The sequence below is a fragment of the Mucilaginibacter sp. genome (assembly GCF_965201005.1).
Taxonomy (GTDB): Bacteria; Bacteroidota; Bacteroidia; order Sphingobacteriales; family Sphingobacteriaceae; genus Mucilaginibacter_A.
This window is the reverse complement of record NZ_OZ241747.1, coordinates 673,571-689,743: the sequence shown is the minus strand read 5'-3', so window position 1 is coordinate 689,743 and position 16,173 is coordinate 673,571. Positions and strand designations below refer to the sequence as shown.

Annotated in this window: 16 protein-coding genes; 11 read left to right on the top strand and 5 right to left on the bottom strand. The window is 38.8% G+C overall.

Features of this window, described 5'->3' with window-relative positions; genetic code table 11:
* Positions 1-20: 20 nt before the first annotated feature.
* The gene (locus ACOFKR_RS03055; RefSeq protein ID WP_419802564.1) at positions 21-440 is read right to left on the bottom strand and encodes a YybH family protein; all 420 of its coding nucleotides are present in this window, start codon (positions 438-440) and stop codon (positions 21-23) included.
* Positions 441-499: 59 nt separating this feature from the next.
* Here ACOFKR_RS03055 and ACOFKR_RS03050 point away from each other — a divergent pair, with 59 nt between their 5' ends.
* From ACOFKR_RS03050 to ACOFKR_RS03015, 8 genes are all read left to right on the top strand, one after another.
* Positions 500-1,387 carry a carbohydrate kinase family protein gene (locus tag ACOFKR_RS03050; protein ID WP_419802563.1) on the top strand — a complete coding sequence of 296 codons (888 nt, stop codon included), beginning with the start codon at positions 500-502 and terminating at the stop codon, positions 1,385-1,387.
* Positions 1,388-1,469: 82 nt separating this feature from the next.
* Complete coding sequence (locus tag ACOFKR_RS03045) at positions 1,470-2,357, top strand: WG repeat-containing protein (protein WP_419802562.1); 888 nt, start codon at positions 1,470-1,472, stop codon at positions 2,355-2,357.
* Positions 2,358-2,609: 252 nt separating this feature from the next.
* Positions 2,610-3,707 (top strand): vWA domain-containing protein, encoded by a 1,098-nt coding sequence (locus ACOFKR_RS03040; protein ID WP_419802561.1) that lies wholly within the window; start codon positions 2,610-2,612, stop codon positions 3,705-3,707.
* Positions 3,708-3,814: 107 nt separating this feature from the next.
* Positions 3,815-5,305, top strand: a complete 1,491-nt coding sequence (locus ACOFKR_RS03035) for a sigma 54-interacting transcriptional regulator (protein ID WP_419802560.1) — start codon at positions 3,815-3,817, stop codon at positions 5,303-5,305.
* A 25-nt stretch (positions 5,306-5,330) separates the two neighbouring features.
* Positions 5,331-6,611 carry a metallophosphoesterase gene (locus ACOFKR_RS03030; protein ID WP_419802559.1) on the top strand — a complete coding sequence of 427 codons (1,281 nt, stop codon included), beginning with the start codon at positions 5,331-5,333 and terminating at the stop codon, positions 6,609-6,611.
* 33 nt (positions 6,612-6,644) lie between these two features.
* Positions 6,645-7,523, top strand: a complete 879-nt coding sequence (locus ACOFKR_RS03025) for a UbiA family prenyltransferase (RefSeq protein ID WP_419802558.1) — start codon at positions 6,645-6,647, stop codon at positions 7,521-7,523.
* Positions 7,524-7,982: a nucleotidyltransferase substrate binding protein gene (locus ACOFKR_RS03020; protein ID WP_419802557.1), complete on the top strand. Its 459-nt coding sequence runs from the start codon at positions 7,524-7,526 to the stop codon at positions 7,980-7,982. It begins immediately after the preceding gene.
* The gene (locus ACOFKR_RS03015; protein ID WP_419802556.1) at positions 7,979-8,317 is read left to right on the top strand and encodes a nucleotidyltransferase domain-containing protein; all 339 of its coding nucleotides are present in this window, start codon (positions 7,979-7,981) and stop codon (positions 8,315-8,317) included. The genes ACOFKR_RS03020 and ACOFKR_RS03015 overlap by 4 nt, the downstream gene beginning before the upstream one ends.
* Here the strand turns inward: ACOFKR_RS03015 and ACOFKR_RS03010 are convergent.
* Genes ACOFKR_RS03010 through ACOFKR_RS03000 form a run of 3 tightly spaced genes read right to left on the bottom strand, consistent with a single transcriptional unit; the run spans position 8,296 to position 12,536 of the window.
* Positions 8,296-8,985, bottom strand: coding sequence for a response regulator transcription factor (locus ACOFKR_RS03010; RefSeq protein ID WP_419802555.1), 690 nt, complete (start codon positions 8,983-8,985; stop codon positions 8,296-8,298). The genes ACOFKR_RS03015 and ACOFKR_RS03010 overlap by 22 nt on opposite strands.
* Positions 8,985-10,637: a sensor histidine kinase gene (locus ACOFKR_RS03005; RefSeq protein ID WP_419802554.1), complete on the bottom strand. Its 1,653-nt coding sequence runs from the start codon at positions 10,635-10,637 to the stop codon at positions 8,985-8,987. Before ACOFKR_RS03005 ends, ACOFKR_RS03010 begins: the two co-directional genes overlap by 1 nt.
* A gap of 6 nt (positions 10,638-10,643) precedes the next feature.
* Positions 10,644-12,536: a prolyl oligopeptidase family serine peptidase gene (locus ACOFKR_RS03000; protein WP_419802553.1), complete on the bottom strand. Its 1,893-nt coding sequence runs from the start codon at positions 12,534-12,536 to the stop codon at positions 10,644-10,646.
* Between the two features lie 176 nt (positions 12,537-12,712).
* Here ACOFKR_RS03000 and ACOFKR_RS02995 point away from each other — a divergent pair, with 176 nt between their 5' ends.
* From ACOFKR_RS02995 to rfbC, 3 genes are read left to right on the top strand one after another with little or no spacing between them, the layout of a single operon-like run.
* A complete protein-coding gene (locus ACOFKR_RS02995) occupies positions 12,713-14,479 on the top strand; it encodes a tetratricopeptide repeat protein (RefSeq protein ID WP_419802552.1) in 1,767 nt (588 codons plus the stop codon).
* A 37-nt stretch (positions 14,480-14,516) separates the two neighbouring features.
* Entirely contained in the window at positions 14,517-14,825 is a 309-nt protein-coding gene (locus ACOFKR_RS02990) for a DUF4286 family protein (protein WP_419802551.1), read from the top strand.
* On the top strand, positions 14,822-15,370 hold the full coding sequence (gene rfbC / locus ACOFKR_RS02985) for a dTDP-4-dehydrorhamnose 3,5-epimerase (protein WP_419802550.1): 549 nt from the start codon (positions 14,822-14,824) through the stop codon (positions 15,368-15,370). Before ACOFKR_RS02990 ends, rfbC begins: the two co-directional genes overlap by 4 nt.
* Before the next feature lie 97 nt (positions 15,371-15,467).
* Here rfbC and ACOFKR_RS02980 read toward each other — a convergent pair whose 3' ends face one another.
* Positions 15,468-16,127 (bottom strand): DUF2461 domain-containing protein, encoded by a 660-nt coding sequence (locus ACOFKR_RS02980; RefSeq protein ID WP_419802549.1) that lies wholly within the window; start codon positions 16,125-16,127, stop codon positions 15,468-15,470.
* Between the last annotated feature and the right edge of the window lie 46 nt (positions 16,128-16,173).

Genomic DNA, 16,173 nt, shown 5'->3' with positions numbered 1-16,173 from the left:
AAACGGGCTAATTGTTTCTGTTACGATGAATGATCGAGCACAATTTTCCATTCACCCTTAATCCTGCGCAGCCAAAGCGTAAAAAAACCTTGCGGCTGTTCGTCTTCGCGTTTCAGTTTCCATCCGCCTAAAACCAACGCATTTTTCAGGTCGATTACGTTGATTTCCATGATGTTAAAAGTTAAAATCCCCATTGCATACTCATCAGGATAACTCTTTTTATAATTATCTAAAGTAGTTTTCCAGCCATATTTCGGCCCGGATTTTCCGATAAAAACCAAGGAATCTGATTTCCAGTAGGCATCCATATAACCAATCAAATCGCCGCGGTTCCAGGCCAAACGTTGTTTTTCGAGCAGATTGGTGATCGCAAGTTTATCCTGCCCGAAAGAAAAGGTGGCCAAAAACAGCATCACAGAAAATAAAAGTATCTTTTTCATCGCCTAAAAATAGTATAAAATTTGTTTTACGCTTTAAATTATAAGTTTTACGTTTATAAATGGATAAACAGGTTTTATGCTTCGGCGAAGTTTTGTGGGACGGTTTTGGTGCCGGGAAAACAGCCGGCGGCGCACCGATGAACGTGGCGATGCATCTTTTACAGCAGCAAATTTCGGCACAAATGCTTACGCGGATTGGCGATGATGCTTTGGGCGATGAATTATTTGCTTATCTGCAAAAACAAAATTTCCCGACGGATTTGGTTCAGCGTGATGTAGAATTGTCAACCTGCCTGGTTACGGTTGCTTTGGATGAAAACCATCAGGCCAGATATACCATTCCGCAGCCGGTTTCCTGGGACAATATCCAGCCTGAAAAAACCCTGCTAAAAGAAGCATTTCCGTTTCAAATGCTGGTGTACGGAAGCCTGGCCTGCCGTAGCGAAACCAGTTTTAATACATTGCTGGGTTTGCTGGAAAAACCTTCCTACAAAATTTTTGACGTGAATTTGCGGCCGCCGCATTTTACGCCAAACATGATTTCGACCCTGGCGCAAAAAGCAGATATGGTAAAAATGAACGAGGAAGAGCTGGAATTTCTATCTGCAGAAAACGCAAAAAACCTGTCGATAGAAGATAAAATGAAGGAATTTAGCAACCGTTATCACACCAAAACCGTGTGCGTAACTTTGGGCGAAAAGGGTTGTGCGGTGTTGCACCTGAATAAATTTTACCGTCATCCGGGTTTTAAGGTTGAAGTTGCGGACACGGTTGGTGCGGGCGATTCATTTCTGGCCACGTTTATTGCCGGTTTTTTAAATGGTTTGCCGATGGAAGACATTTTGGTCAATGCTTCGGCAATCGGTGCGTTTGTGGCAGGAAGCAATGGCGCAAACCCGGTTTATGATCAGCATAAAATTAATGCCATAAAAGAAGCATTAATATAAAAGTCTAAGTAAAATTGATAAATTGAAGCTACCCTTTACTTCTACGTAGATATATCGAATTGATAAATATGGAAAATATTTTATGAAAAATTCAGTATTAACTCTATTTTTCTTTTTGATTGCAAGTTCGATTTATTCTCAAAATTCTAAAGAGAAAATTGATAAGAATAGGTTTTTAGAACGAAAAAATAATAAATATGGAATGGTCGATAGTTTAAACAACATCATTACCCCATTTAAATATGACTTTATAGAGTTCAAAAATAATAGACTAATTGTACGCCACAAAAACCTTAATGGTCTATTTTCTCTCGATAACAAAGAACTGATTCCTGTACAATATGAATTTCTATTACCAAGAGATCATGACAGATTTATCCTTTTTAAGAAAGCCTCATTAAATGGATTATCTGATTCAGATGGAAATCTAATCCTACCTGTAAAATACAAATATATTTCTTCAGTAGAAAATGATAATTTTTATATAATAGAAAATGATAAAAAATTAAACGGGGTTTATGATTTTAAAGGAAGAAATGTAATTCCAGAAGAATATAAATTTTATACAGTTGACAACAATAAAATATTTGCTGAAAAAAACAATCAGCCTATGATTTTTGACTTAAAAAAATTCAACAATACTAAATATTTAGAGAAGGACATAACTTTTATTGAAACAGTAAGGCATTATTCGTGGGGAGAACAACTTTTTCAAATTGTAAAAAAGCAACATAAATATGGTGTGATAAATTCACAAAATGAAACAGTAATTCCAATAATTTATGATGAAATAAGATCTTCAGAAAACTGGAAATATTTTATTATTAAACAAAATAACAAGATAGGCTTAATAAATATTAATGGGAACATAATCAGAAAAGCTGTTTACGATAATTTTGAATTGAGAAAAGAATATATAGTACTAAAAAGAAAAGGCAAAAAAGATGAATACTATTCTTATCAAGACTAAAAAACGTCTCATATTCGGATTTGGTGAAAGTTAGCCTACTAAAGTAATTTGACTTTTGTTGGTTTTTATACATCAGCACAAAATTAAGGCGATAAAAGAAGCATCGGCCTAAAACTGAAGATAAAAGCGTAACTTAACGTTGTGGTATTTTGAAGCTGGTATCTTGTCATTTGGCTGACAGTTTTTTACGGCTTTCAATTCATCTCAAACTAATCCATCATTTTGTCCGTTAACTAAATCGAAAGGTAAAAAATGCGCGGTTTCGCTTTCTCAAAATATGTCCCCAATCAAATACCCAAAGGCGGTTTTGATGATTTAATGAAATTGTTTCTCGAATTGCTCAACTACACGGCCGGTGATGCCGGTGAGGCTTTGGCCTGGATGAATGAGCTGGACAAACAATACAACATGACCAACGATGAGTATGGCATGGGCAACTTTATTGATGACCTGAAACAAAAAGGTTATCTGGATGAAGACAAACAAAACGGTGAATTTAAGATCACCGGAAAAACAGAACAAAGTATCCGTCAATCTGCCTTGGAAGAAATTTTCGGCAAGCTGAAAAAAGCCGGAAAAGGCAACCACCGTTCGCCGCTTTCCGGTCAGGGCGATGAAAAAAATTCTGAACGCCGCGAATATGAATTTGGCGATAGTTTGGATCAGATCGATATGACGCAATCCATCCATAATGCGCAGGTTAATCACGGCATCGGAGATTTCCACATGACGGAAAAAGACCTGGAAGTAGAAGAAATGGACTTTAAAGTGCTCACTTCTACCGTTTTAATGATCGATATTTCGCATTCCATGATTTTGTATGGTGAAGATCGGATTACGCCGGCCAAAAAAGTAGCGATGGCTTTGGCAGAATTAATCAGGACAAAATATCCGAAAGACACTTTGGACATTGTGGTTTTCGGGAACGATGCCTGGCCAATTTCTTTAAAAGATTTGCCTTATTTGCAGGTTGGCCCTTATCATACCAATACTTACGCCGGTTTAGAATTGGCCACTGATCTGCTCCGCCGTAGGAAAACCCAGAATAAACAGATTTTTATGATCACTGATGGTAAGCCTACCTGCCTGAAAGAAGGTTTAAAGTATTATAAAAACAGTGTTGGCTTGGACCGGAAAGTAGTGAACAAAACGCTGAACATGGCAGCGCAGTGCAAACGCTTGAAAATCCCGATCACCACGTTTATGATTGCTAAAGATCCTTATTTACAGCAATTTGTAAGGAAATTTACAGAAACCAACGGCGGCAAAGCTTTTTACAGTTCGCTGAATGGTTTGGGCGAATACATTTTTGAAGATTACATCCGCAACCGCAGAAAAACGGTAAGGTAAAAATTTACAATGCTTCTTTTATCGGCATAAAATCATTGAAATAGTTTGGGCTTCAAACTAAAAAATTAAAAAACATAAATTCCGGTTTTCCCGGTTTCTAAAAAACTATGAACAACGCTACCACGCTTAGAGAATTAAAACAAAGCGGATATAAATCCAGATCAGTAAAAGAAGAACTTCGGGAAAACCTGATCAAACAATTACAGCAAAAAGAAAACGGTTTTGAAGGCATTATCGGTTTTGAAGACACCGTAATGCCGGATTTGCAAACCGCTATTTTATCACGCCATAATATTTTGTTATTGGGTTTACGCGGACAGGCCAAAACACGAATTGCCCGTTTGATGGTAAATTTGCTGGACGAATTTGTGCCTTATGTTGCTGGTTCAGAGCTTTTTGATGATCCGTTAGAACCAATTTCCTGGTTTGCCCGGAACGAAATTGAAACCAAAGGCGACAACACGCAAATTGCCTGGTTGCACCGCTCCGAACGTTACACGGAAAAGCTGGCCACACCGGATGTTACAGTTGCCGATTTGATTGGCGATGTTGACCCGATCAAAGCAGCAACCATGAAACTGACTTATTCTGATGAGCGCGTAATCCATTTCGGATTGATCCCGCGGGCACACCGCGGTATTTTTGTAATCAATGAATTGCCGGATTTGCAGGCGCGTATTCAGGTTGCGCTGTTTAATATTTTGCAGGAAAAAGATATTCAGATCCGTGGTTTTAAGTTGAGGTTGCCTTTAGATATTCAGTTTGTTTTTACTGCCAACCCGGAAGATTATACCAATCGTGGCTCCATCGTTACGCCGTTAAAAGATCGTATTGAAAGCCAGATTTTAACGCATTATCCGCGAACTGTGGAGATTTCACGCCAGATTACGCAGCAGGAAGCTTCCCTCACCAGAGAGCAAAAAACGAATGTAGAAGCCGATGATCTGGTAAAAGATTTGGTAGAGCAGATTGCTTTTGAAGCGCGAAACTCAGAATACATCGATAAAAAATCCGGTGTTTCTGCGCGTTTAACTATTTCTGCTTACCAAAATTTGATCAGCAATGCCGAACGCCGAATGCTCATCAACCATGAAAAAAACACATTTGTAAGGATTTCTGATTTTCTGGGTGTGATCCCGGCCATCACCGGAAAAATTGAACTGGTTTACGAGGGTGAACTGGAAGGACCGGCAAAAGTGGCCAATATCCTGGTTGGCAAAGCGATTAAAACGTTGTTGTTAAGCTACTTCCCGGAACCGGAAAAAGCCAAAAAAAGCAAGAAACCAAATCCTTACGCCGAAATTATCAACTGGTTTAGTGCTGGCAATAACATTTCTATCATCGACGATCTTCCGGCCCAGGAATACAAAAAATTACTGTTGTCTGTTCCCGGGTTAAAAGATTTAGTAAAGAAAAATCAGCCGGGCGTATCAGAAAATAATCAGTTGTTGCTGATGGAATTTGTGCTGCATGGTTTGGCAGAATTTTCCCAGGTAAATAAAGGTTATCTGGATAACGGTTATGCGTTTTCGGATATGTTCGACAGCTTGTTCAACATGCCAAAAGACGATGATATGGATTTGGACGATCGTTATTAATACTTCTTTTACAGGCATTTTTTAGATGACTAATCCATTGGTTTTAATCGGCGTTTGCATTTTACTTTTGCTCGCCGATTTTTATATTATAAACGGTATCCGCGGCGCACTGAAAAAGTATAGTTTTCGCTTTATAAAACGCTTTACGGCTATTTTCTGGGTTGTTTCGATACTGCTGATTACCGGCGTTTTTGTATCTGTTTATTTCAACATAGGCGTTGGCGTGAGAGCTGCCATTTTGCTGGTGTTTTTTATTTTGCTTATTGTTAAAATTTTCCTGTTGCCTTTTATTTTGGTGGACGATGTGCGCAGGATTATTTTATGGATTGCCCGGAAATACAAAAAGCCGGAACCGGAATTTCCGGCAAGCCAGCCCAAACCAGCGTATATCCCAAGATCGGAGTTTTTGATGAAAGCCGGTTTGATCACGGCTTCACTGCCTTTAGCTTCACTTTCTTACGGCATCATTTCCGGTGCTTATGATTATCGGGTGCGCAGGCAAACCATTTATCTGCCTAAACTGCCCAAAGCTTTTGACGGGATCAGGATGGGACAGATTTCCGACATCCATTCCGGTAGTTTTTACAACAAAAAAGCGGTTTCAGGCGGTGTTGAGATGTTGCTTAAAGAGAACCCGGATTTCATTTTCTTTACCGGGGATTTGGTAAATAGCCAAACCAGCGAGGTTAAAAATTATACCGATATTTTTTCCAAAGTGAAAGCACCACTCGGCGTGTTTTCTACCTTGGGGAACCATGATTACGGCGATTATCACACTTGGAATTCTATCCAGGAAAAACAGCAAAACCTAAAGGACATGCTTACCGTGCACAAGAACATGGGTTATGATTTGTTAATGGACGAAAACCGCCGCTTGAAAGTTGACGGCGAAGAAATCGGGATTTTAGGCATTCAAAACTGGGGCGCGTTAAGCCGGTTCCCAAAATACGGCCGCATGGATCTGGCAACAAAAAACACGGATGATTTGCCGGTAAAGCTTCTTTTATCACATGATCCTTCGCATTGGCAGGCGCAGGTTTTGCCGCAATATCCGCAGGTTGACATGATGTTTTCCGGCCACACGCACGGCATGCAATTTGGTGTCCGCCTGCCAAATTTCCAGTGGAGCCCTGTACAATACATTTACAAAGAATGGGCAGGCCATTATCAGCAAAACAACCAGCAATTGTATGTAAATGTAGGATATGGTTTTCTGGGCTATCCCGGCCGCGTTGGTATTTTGCCGGAAATTACCATTTTTGAGTTTAGATCAGGCAAAAATCCTCATCCGGCAAAAAATGCTTAATCAATTAACAGCATATTTGGTTTTCAATTTTACGTGAGGAAACTAACCTATTCTGTTGTTGATGCTTTGCTGTTCAGTAACGCTTTCATGGCCTTGTGCGCCGTAGCGCAAGCTTTGGTCACTTTCCTGCTGCTTGATGTAAAACCTGTTTTTCCGGTATTGGCCATCCTGTTTTTATCAACACTTTGCATTTATAATTTCAGTATCTTATTAAGCAAGCCTAAATTTCCGGCACAATCACCATTTAAAAGGGTACGCTGGTTTTTTGACTGTTACCGATGGATGGTCGGCATTACCATAGCTTCGGCCATACTTCTTTTACCACTGTTTTTTTGGGTATCAAATCAATCCAAATTACTGCTGGTTTGCTTGGCGGTTTTATCGTTCGGCTATGGCTTGCCTGTGTTTTCTATCGGAAACCAAAAGTTTGGTTTGCGCAACATTCCGGGTTTGAAATTATTGCTGATCGGTGCAACATGGGCGTTAAGCGTAGTACTTTTGCCTGTTTTTGAAGCCGAACATCTTTATCATATTAAAATTACGGATGCGGACATACTTCTTTTATCGGCCAAAAGATTTTTATTTATTACCGCGATGGCCATTCCATTTGACATCCGCGACCTGTTTCAAGACCATAAACTTGGTTTAAAAACAATTCCGGTGGTTTTTGGGGAAAAAAACGCTTACCTGTTATGTCAGTTTTTGCTGGTTGGCTACCTGATTTTAATGTTTTTGTTCCGGGATCAGGATTTTAACCCCAACTTCTACGCCTTGACCATTACAATTTTATTGGCGGGCTGGCTGATTTTTCGATCCAAGTTTGAAAAAAACGAATATTTTTATTTTTTTTATGTAGATGGCGTTTTGATTTTGCAATATCTGCTGATGCTCATGTTCAACAAAGTTTTTTAGGTGATAAAAGAAGCATTTATCAGAAAGAAAACAGCTTCAAAAATATATATGGAAAAATCAAAGGACATAAGGTGGCAACAACGTTTTGCAAACTATGAAAAAGCATTAGGGCAACTTACAGAAGCCATAGAAAACAATGGCGAAAACCCGATTGATATTATTAAAGAAGGCATAACCCAACGATTTGAATTTACACATGAGCTGGCTTGGAAAGTGATGAAAGACTTTTTAGAATATGAAGGGTTTCAAAACGTTTTAGGACCAAGAAGTGTCACTAAGGAAGCTTTTAATAAAGCACTTATCAGCGACGGCCAAATTTGGATGGACATGATAGAAAGCCGTAACAAAACAGTACATACCTATCACGAAAATATTCTGGAAGTAGAATATAAAAAAATTGTAAAACTCTATTTCCCCTTGTTTGAAGAATTTTATAATAAAATGAAACCGCTACTATGAAATTTGGATTAAAACCAGAAACAATAACAAAAATCAATTCTGTATTTATAAAACATTCAGAAGTAGAAGAAGTAATTATTTATGGTTCACGTGCGAAAGGAAACTATCGAAATGGATCAGACATTGATATAACATTAATAGGAAAAAAGTTAACTGATCAGATTCGATCTAAGATATATTGGGATATTGATGATTTGAATATGCCTTATTTATTCGATATTTCTATATTCAACCAGTTAAAATCTTCTGATTTAGAAGAACATATCAATCGGGTTGGAAAGATTTTTTACAGTAAAAAGATTTTACAAGAAAATCATTCCAGCACAAACTTATAACCGATCCCTCTAACGGTTTGTAAAAATTGCGGAGAATCCGGGTTTTCTTCAATTTTCTTGCGTAAGCGTACAATGTGCATGTCCAACGTGCGGGTATTTACATCGGCATTGTAACCCCAAACTTCCATCATCAACTCTTCGCGATGGATTACTTTGTTGCGGTTTTTCAAAAAATAGAGCAATATCCGGTTTTCTAAAATCGTCAATTCAACTTTCCGGCCGGCTTTAATCAGCGTATGTGTATTGGGCTGATGTTCCATGTTGGAAAACTTATACGCTTCCGATTTATCATTGCTCAACTTGTACTTTACCTTGTTTTCAATCAAAGCCGTGAGCACATCCATGTTGAAAGGTTTGGTTACATAATCAGAAACACCAACGTTGTAAGCTTCAATTTTATCCACATCCTGCTCTTTAGCGGTAATCATGATCACTACATTATCATAACCTTTGCTTCGGATTTCCTGGCAAACATCTGCGCCTTGCTTGCCGGGCAGCATCCAATCCAGCAAAACAATATCCGGTTGCTCTTCCAAAATCATCTTCTCGGCAGTTAAGCCATCTGCAGCTTCTAAAACTGTATATCCTTCTGCTTCTAAGCGTTCGGCAACCAGGAAACGCAGGTTTTCATCATCTTCAACCAGCGCAATTTTTGTTTCTTTACTCATTATTGATGTTCATAAGGAAGTGTGACTACAAACTCCGATCCTTTGCCGATGCTGCTTTTAACACTGATTTCTCCGTGCATAAAATTAACCAGTTCTTTACAAAAAGCCAACCCTAAGCCAACACTGCCATTTTGGTTATATTGATTTTGGATCCGATAAAATTTTTTAAAAATATGATTTAGTTCGGCCGGGGCAATACCAATGCCTTGATCTTTAAATTTAAAGGTAACTTCTTTTTTATGTTTTTCAATTTTAATTAATAATTCCTTTCTGTCTGCCGGCGAATACTTGTAAGCGTTTTCAATCAGGTTCTGGTATAAACTACCCAGCAAAATTGGGTCGGTAAAAAAAGCATTGATTTCTGTGTTTGAAAAGCTGATGTTAAAAGCCGGATATTTTATTTTGAAGGAATCGATCTGACTTTTTGTAAACGTGTTTAAATCAATCTGCTCACTTTTAACACGGATAGCTTTGTTTTCCAACTGTGTAAAAGACAGCAGCTTAGTCATCAAATCGTTTAATTTATCGGCTTCTTCGTTTAAAATTTTCCCGTAGTGCATCCGCTGCCGTTCGCTTAATTCATTTTTTGTCTGAAGGTTTGACCCGGCAATTTTAATCACGCTGACAGGTGTTTTAAACTCATGCGTAAAGTTGTTGATAAAATCATATTGCAGCCTGAAAAGCTTCAAATTCACGTTCAGATTCCGGTAAATCAGTAAAGCAATCGCCAGCAAAAAAAAGTAAATCAGCATCACCCCAAATGCAATGGGCAAAAACTGCTTGATAACTTCGTTTTTTAAAAAAATTTTGTTGGTGCGGAAGTATAGTTTATAATCGGCAAAAGCACCGGGAAAAGCGATTTCAGTAGATACCTGCCCCTGCTCATTATCAAGCGGATCATAAACCAGCGGCCGGATGCTGATGGATTGGTACAAACCCGGGCTGGTATTCCTGATTTTTAGTGCGTACGGATTGAGGTAAAACGTAAACATATCTTTCTGATAGGTAGAAACCGGTTTTGCAACCTTTAACAAATCCTTATAAACTTTTAGTTCTTGCCTGCCAGGAATATTTAAGTAACTGATTTTTTGCGGGTTGACATCGTAAAATACCTTTCGGAAATCAATATCCGGACTACTGATTTTGGCTGTATCAACGTTTTCTACATAATTGGCCAACTGTAAAGCAATCTGGCCAAAATCCGGGTCCTGATCTTTATTTTTTAAAGCTTTAACCTGAAGTACGTTGGTTTTATAAGATGAAAAACTATATGCCGATTTGATAAAAACACTTAAATGATTAGTGCGGAAAGTGTAACGCCTTATATTATTGCTGATTTCAAGATCATAAAAAATAGCTTTTTTTACAAATGGATATTTGCCGAAAACGGTATTCAGGTATTTTGAGGCAGAATTAACGTTGAGAAAGCCATTGTATAAAGTAATTTCAGGCAGCTTATTTTGAAAGAAATCGTTGTACGGCCGGATGGTTTCTTCCAGCACTGCTGCTTTTTTGGAATCAAATTCATCGTTGATATTCTTTACCGTAAATTTATAGGCTAAAAGAAGTATGACCACCACCAGTGCAGAAATCAGGATGGTAAAAGTAGCAACCAGTAAAAAGTTTTTCCGGTAAACCGCTTTCTCCTTCATCCCAGCCTACTTTTTATTATCCAAATTGGTTTGCAGGAAGTTCTCGATTTCGGCATACATATCCAAACGGTTTTGCTCATTTTTGAAATAGGTACGCTCATTTTCCTTTAAAACGTATTTTACGTTAACATCGCGGTTACGCAGATCACGCACAAATTGATTAACTTCACTGATATTTGCCCGCGGGTCTTTTGCGCCCTGAAAAATCAACAACGGTACTTTGATTTTATCAGTATGAAAAACCGGCGAAATGGAACGCAGCATATCAGCATCTTTTTCCGGGTTGCCAACCATTTCGTAAGTCATACTTAAATAAGGTTTCAAAAATGGCGGTACATCTTTTATATAGGTAAAAAAGTTGATCAAACCATATTGTACCACTGCGCACTGGTATAATCCTGAATTAAAAGAAATACCGTGCAAGGCACAAAAGCCTCCAAAACCGGCACCATATATAGCAATTTTTTTAGGGTTGGCTATTTTTTGAGCAATCAGCCACTTTACGCCATCTGTAATATCCTGCTGTATTTTGCCGCCAACTTCTTTAAAACCGGCACTCAGAAAAGCTTTACCATAGCCTGTAGAACCCCGATAATTTACTTGGAAAACCGCATAACCACGATTGGCCAGAAACTGTACTTCGGCATTATAGCCCCAACTGTTGCGGCTCCACGGCCCGTTGTGCGGCAGCATAATAACCGGTAAGTTGGTTTGTCTTTCTATTTGGGGCAAAGTTAAATAACCGTTGATCAGCAAGCCATCGCGGGCTTTGTAAGCTACCGGTTTCATCGCACATAATTCTTCCGCTTTGATATCGGGATTAAAATCGGTTAGTTTATTCAAGGTGTTGGATTTGACCCGATACAGATACATTGAACCAGGGCTCCGATCGGTATAAGTGCTGATCAATAACTGGTTTTCAGAAGTGTCCCGGTCAACAATCCTGATTTCATTTTTGGGCAAAAGCTTTTCTAAATCCGTATAAATCAGCTTCATGTCGTCGTTCATAAAAAACCTTTCGGGTTTGGCATCTTCCCAGTCAATCATTTCCAACCGATGCTTGTTGCGTGAGTAGTTTACTTCGTTAATGTCTGCGGTTTTCCGTTCGTAAATCATTTTCACTTCCTTTCCTGTTTCCGCATCAATCTCAACCAAAGCTGTTTTATCCCGGTTTAAGTTTGATAAAGCATAAAAATGGCTGCCGCCTGTTTTGGTAAAAGCAATTGGCTTAACCGAATTTCTGAAATTATTGCTGATGATGGTTTTAAATTCGTGCTCATCATCCTGCCTGTATAAAATTTTTTCGTTCACGCCGTCTGATGCTTTGGCCAGCCGGATATTTCCTTCGGAAGCCGGATACCATTCGATCACATTTCCGGGGTTTTTGATATACAGTTTCAATTCTCCGGTTTGGGTGTTTAGCCTGTAAACATCAAATATGGCCGAATCGCGCTTGTTCATCACAATATTGATCAGATCTTTATTGTTATGGTTGCGGCTGATTAAGCGAAACTTTACTTTAGATAAGGACAATAGCTTCTTCAGTTGACGGTTTTCCATATTTACCGCAAACAGTTGATATTGGTTCAGATCGATCAAATCTTTGTTAAAAACAAGCTCGTTGTTCAGCGTCCAGAAATAATCTTTGACAGGATAATCTGTAAATGAAGTAATCCGGCTTTCTTTGCCATCGGCAATTGTTTGCACATAAATGTTCAGTTTATGCTGATAATTTTTGAGATAGGAAATATACTTTCCGTTGGGGGAAATATGGAAACTGCTTTTTTCCGGCGTTTTAAAGAAGCTGCTGACCGGGATTTTCCGCACGCCGCTATCGGTGCAGGAATCAAGAATTGCTGCAATTACACACAAAACCAATAAGTAACGAAGCCTTCTCATCAAGTTTTAAGAAATCAGGATCTGATTATATTATCGGGTTAAATTAGAGATTATGAAAGGATTAAAAACAACTGTCACCATAATTTTACCCCTGAAACGCTATACACACATCTCGGTTTAAGTTCTTATCTTACGTAATTAATTTATTTTTGATGTAGATGAAACTGCTTTTTTCAATGCTTCTTTTATCATGCTTTTTTTCGGCTGCCGCACAGTCTGATGATTTGCTGCTGGCGAGGCAATATATGGCTTCGGGCGAAAAAGAAAAAGCCAGTCAGGTTTATCAAAAACTATACAAACAGGATAACGAAGCTTATTTTAAAGCGTATTGTTACAGTTTGATCAGCCTGAAAAAACTGGATGAAGCAGAACTTTTATCCAAAAAAATGTTGAAAAAACATCCGGTCAATGTAGAGTATGCCATCACTTTGGGAAGCATTTATACGGAAAAAGGCGAATTGCCAAAAGCAGAATCTGCCTATAAAGAAATCCTGAAAAACCTGCCTGCTGATGAAGCCCAGATCAGCAATATTGCCAACCAGTTTTACCAGGCCGGCAACACGGATTATACCATTAAAGTGTTTTTGCAGGGTCGTGCACTTTTGCACAACGAGCAATTATTTGCCATTCCGCTGATCAGCATGTATCGTTTCCGGCGCGAAAAAATACCATTGGCGGCCGAGTATTTGAATATCCTGACCACCAATCCGGATTATCTGTACCAGGCGCAAAACAATTTGTCCAGCTTGTTTGAAGGTTCGGCGGATTACGATATCCTTAAAGGATTGTTACTCGAAAAAATCCAGAAAAACCCACAGGCAACTGTATTTACACAATTACTTACCTGGCAATATTTACAGCGAAAAGAGTATGATTTGGCCTTGAATCAGATGATCGCTTTATCAAAAAGGCAAAAAGATAACGGCGAACAGGTTTATCAGCTTTGCCAAACTTTTGTAAGCAACGATGCTTTCGATGCAGCCATACGTGGTTACGAATTTATCATCAGCAAAGGCAAACAGGATTATTATATCCCGGCGCGGATTGAGTTGCTCAACACTAAAAACCTGAAAATAACTTCCGGAAAATACCAGTCGCAGGATTTAATAAGTTTAGAAAAGGATTATCAGGATTTACTTTCCGAGTTTGGCCGAAACAGTAATACTGCTTTTGCCATGCAAAAATTAGCACGCTTACAGGCTTTTAAACTGCATAAAACGCTTGAAGCAGAAAAGCTGCTGGAACAAGCGGTTCTTGTTCCGGGCATTCAGCCTAAAATATTGGCAGATTGTAAAATGGATTTAGGCGATGTTTACCTGCTCACCAACAAACCCTGGGAAGCCACTTTGCTGTACAGTCAGGTAGAAAAAGCTTTCCCAAACACTAACATTGCGCAGGAAGCAAAATACAGAAACGCAAGGCTTGCTTATTTTACCGGTGATTTTGCTTGGGCCAAAGCGCAGGTAGATGTTTTAAAAGCGGCAACTTCGCAGTTAATTGCCAATGATGCACTCAATCTTTCTTTGCTGATTACGGACAATACCACATTTGATACTACCGGAAATGCATTGAAAATGTATGCCCGCGCAGATTTTTTGATTTATAAAGAACAAACTGACCGGGCAATGAAAACACTGGACAGCATCAATCAGGTTTATCCGGGCAATACTTTGGCCGATGATGTTTTGATGGCCAAGGCAAAGATTTTTATCCAGCAAAAACAGTATCCGCTGGCCATTCCGTTTTTACAGAAAATTGTGGATGAACACCCAACCGATCTTTGGGCCGATGATGCTGTTTTTATGATGGCAGATTTGTACGAAAACCGTTTGGACAATAAAGCAAAAGCCCAGGTTTTGTATCAAAAAATAATTACAGATTATCCTTCCAGCTTGTGGATTACCGAAGCGCGTAAAAAATACAGGGTTTTGCGAGGCGACTAACTGCCCGGTTCCTGATAAAAAGCTTTAATTTTACAGCATGTTCTTATACAATATTACATTTTTAGTTGATGAACCGGCAGAAAAGCAATGGCTGGATGAACTGAAAAACAACTACATCCCCACTGTTTTAGAAACCGGTTTTTTTCAATCTTATCAACTGCTTCAGGTATTGGATTCTCCGAACGAAGGTTCAACTTACTGCCTGCAATTTCGTACAAATGAAATATCTTCCCTGCAATCCTATCAAAGCTTATATGCGCCACAAATCGAAAGCAATCATCAGCAAATATTTGTAAACCAATTGGTTACATTTACTTCAACCATGAAAATTATTGACGAACAATGAATATCAGTACCACAAAAATTGAAGGTTTGATTATTATCGAACCCCGGATTTTTCCGGATGACCGCGGTTATTTTTACGAAAGTTATAGCGAAAAAAAGTATCGCGAAGCTGGTATCAATGCTGTTTTTGTGCAGGACAATCAGTCGTTTTCCCAAAAAGGTGCTTTACGCGGCTTGCATGGTCAGGCCAATCCTTTTGCCCAGGGCAAGTTGGTGCGGGTTTTACAAGGCCGGGTTTTGGATGTAGCGGTGGATATCCGTAAAAATTCTTCAACATTTGGCGAGTATGTTACCATCGAGTTGAGCGGAGAAAACCATAAACAATTTTGGATTCCGCCGGGTTTTTTACACGGTTTTTTAACGCTGGAAGACGATACGATTTTTACTTACAAAGTAGATAACTACTACGATAAAGCTTCGGAAATTGGTGTTTTATGGAACGACCAAACAATAAATATTGATTGGCAGACGGATTTGTCAAACGTATTACTATCACCTAAAGACGAAGTTTTGCCCTCTTTTGCAGATTTTAAAAGTCCGTTTTAATTCATTTCAACCCAAAGCAAAAAGCACACAAAATTGGTTGTGTGCTTTTTTTTGGCTTGATATTGAAATCGGCAATGCTTCTTTTAGCCATTAGATTTTAGTGAAGTGCTTGGTTCAGGAAATTGTTCAAAGGCAAGATTTTACGGAGATACCCAACAATTTTTTGTGCCGAATTTTTGTGCATTAAATCCTGATTGGAAAGCGGATGGGTTGCGGCAAAACTTTTTAGTTTGAGCAGATTGATAAATTCGTGATCCGGTTCGTAGCCTTTTGGATTGTTTTTTAACTGATCCTGCTGATCGAATTTGGAAAAATCATTGATAAAAGAAGCATCTGTAATAATCGACTTTAAATTTGCGCCGTTATAATCGATTTCCTGCCTGATTTTTTTCAATTGATCGCCCGGCGGCATCCAATATCCTCCGCCAACAAAACTGTGATCTGGCTGTACATGCACATAATAACCTAAATCCGCATCAGCATAACCGGTTTTGAAATTAATGCCAAAGTTGTTTTTATAAGGTGTTTTGTCTTTGCTGAAACGGATATCGCGGTAAATACGGAGCACACATTTTTTCGGATCGAGATCAGCATTGACCGAAGGGTCAATCTGTGCAAGTAATTTTAAGATTTCCCCCGCAAAGCTGATCACATTTTTTTGGGCTTGTTCGTATTCCGTTTTATGTTCCAAAAACCAATCCCGATCATTGTTTTGCACTAACTTGTTCAGGAAATCAAAAGTCTGCGCTTCTATCATCTTTATCAATCGGACTAAAAAAACAGTGGTAAAAGAAGTATCAGGA

Excerpts from the sequence above, each read along its gene's own strand:
- ACOFKR_RS03035 (WP_419802560.1), top strand. The coding sequence starts at position 3,815 with ATGAACAACGCTACCACGCTTAGAGAATTAAAACAAAGCGGATATAAA.
- ACOFKR_RS02995 (WP_419802552.1), top strand. The coding sequence starts at position 12,713 with ATGCTTCTTTTATCATGCTTTTTTTCGGCTGCCGCACAGTCTGATGAT.
- ACOFKR_RS03040 (WP_419802561.1), top strand. The coding sequence starts at position 2,610 with ATGCGCGGTTTCGCTTTCTCAAAATATGTCCCCAATCAAATACCCAAA.
- ACOFKR_RS03010 (WP_419802555.1), bottom strand. The coding sequence starts at position 8,985 with ATGAGTAAAGAAACAAAAATTGCGCTGGTTGAAGATGATGAAAACCTG.
- ACOFKR_RS02990 (WP_419802551.1), top strand. The coding sequence starts at position 14,517 with ATGTTCTTATACAATATTACATTTTTAGTTGATGAACCGGCAGAAAAG.
- ACOFKR_RS03015 (WP_419802556.1), top strand. The coding sequence starts at position 7,979 with ATGAAATTTGGATTAAAACCAGAAACAATAACAAAAATCAATTCTGTA.
- ACOFKR_RS03000 (WP_419802553.1), bottom strand. The coding sequence starts at position 12,536 with ATGAGAAGGCTTCGTTACTTATTGGTTTTGTGTGTAATTGCAGCAATT.
- ACOFKR_RS03005 (WP_419802554.1), bottom strand. The coding sequence starts at position 10,637 with ATGAAGGAGAAAGCGGTTTACCGGAAAAACTTTTTACTGGTTGCTACT.
- ACOFKR_RS03050 (WP_419802563.1), top strand. The coding sequence starts at position 500 with ATGGATAAACAGGTTTTATGCTTCGGCGAAGTTTTGTGGGACGGTTTT.
- ACOFKR_RS03045 (WP_419802562.1), top strand. The coding sequence starts at position 1,470 with ATGAAAAATTCAGTATTAACTCTATTTTTCTTTTTGATTGCAAGTTCG.
- rfbC (WP_419802550.1), top strand. The coding sequence starts at position 14,822 with ATGAATATCAGTACCACAAAAATTGAAGGTTTGATTATTATCGAACCC.
- ACOFKR_RS03030 (WP_419802559.1), top strand. The coding sequence starts at position 5,331 with ATGACTAATCCATTGGTTTTAATCGGCGTTTGCATTTTACTTTTGCTC.
- ACOFKR_RS02980 (WP_419802549.1), bottom strand. The coding sequence starts at position 16,127 with ATGATAGAAGCGCAGACTTTTGATTTCCTGAACAAGTTAGTGCAAAAC.
- ACOFKR_RS03055 (WP_419802564.1), bottom strand. The coding sequence starts at position 440 with ATGAAAAAGATACTTTTATTTTCTGTGATGCTGTTTTTGGCCACCTTT.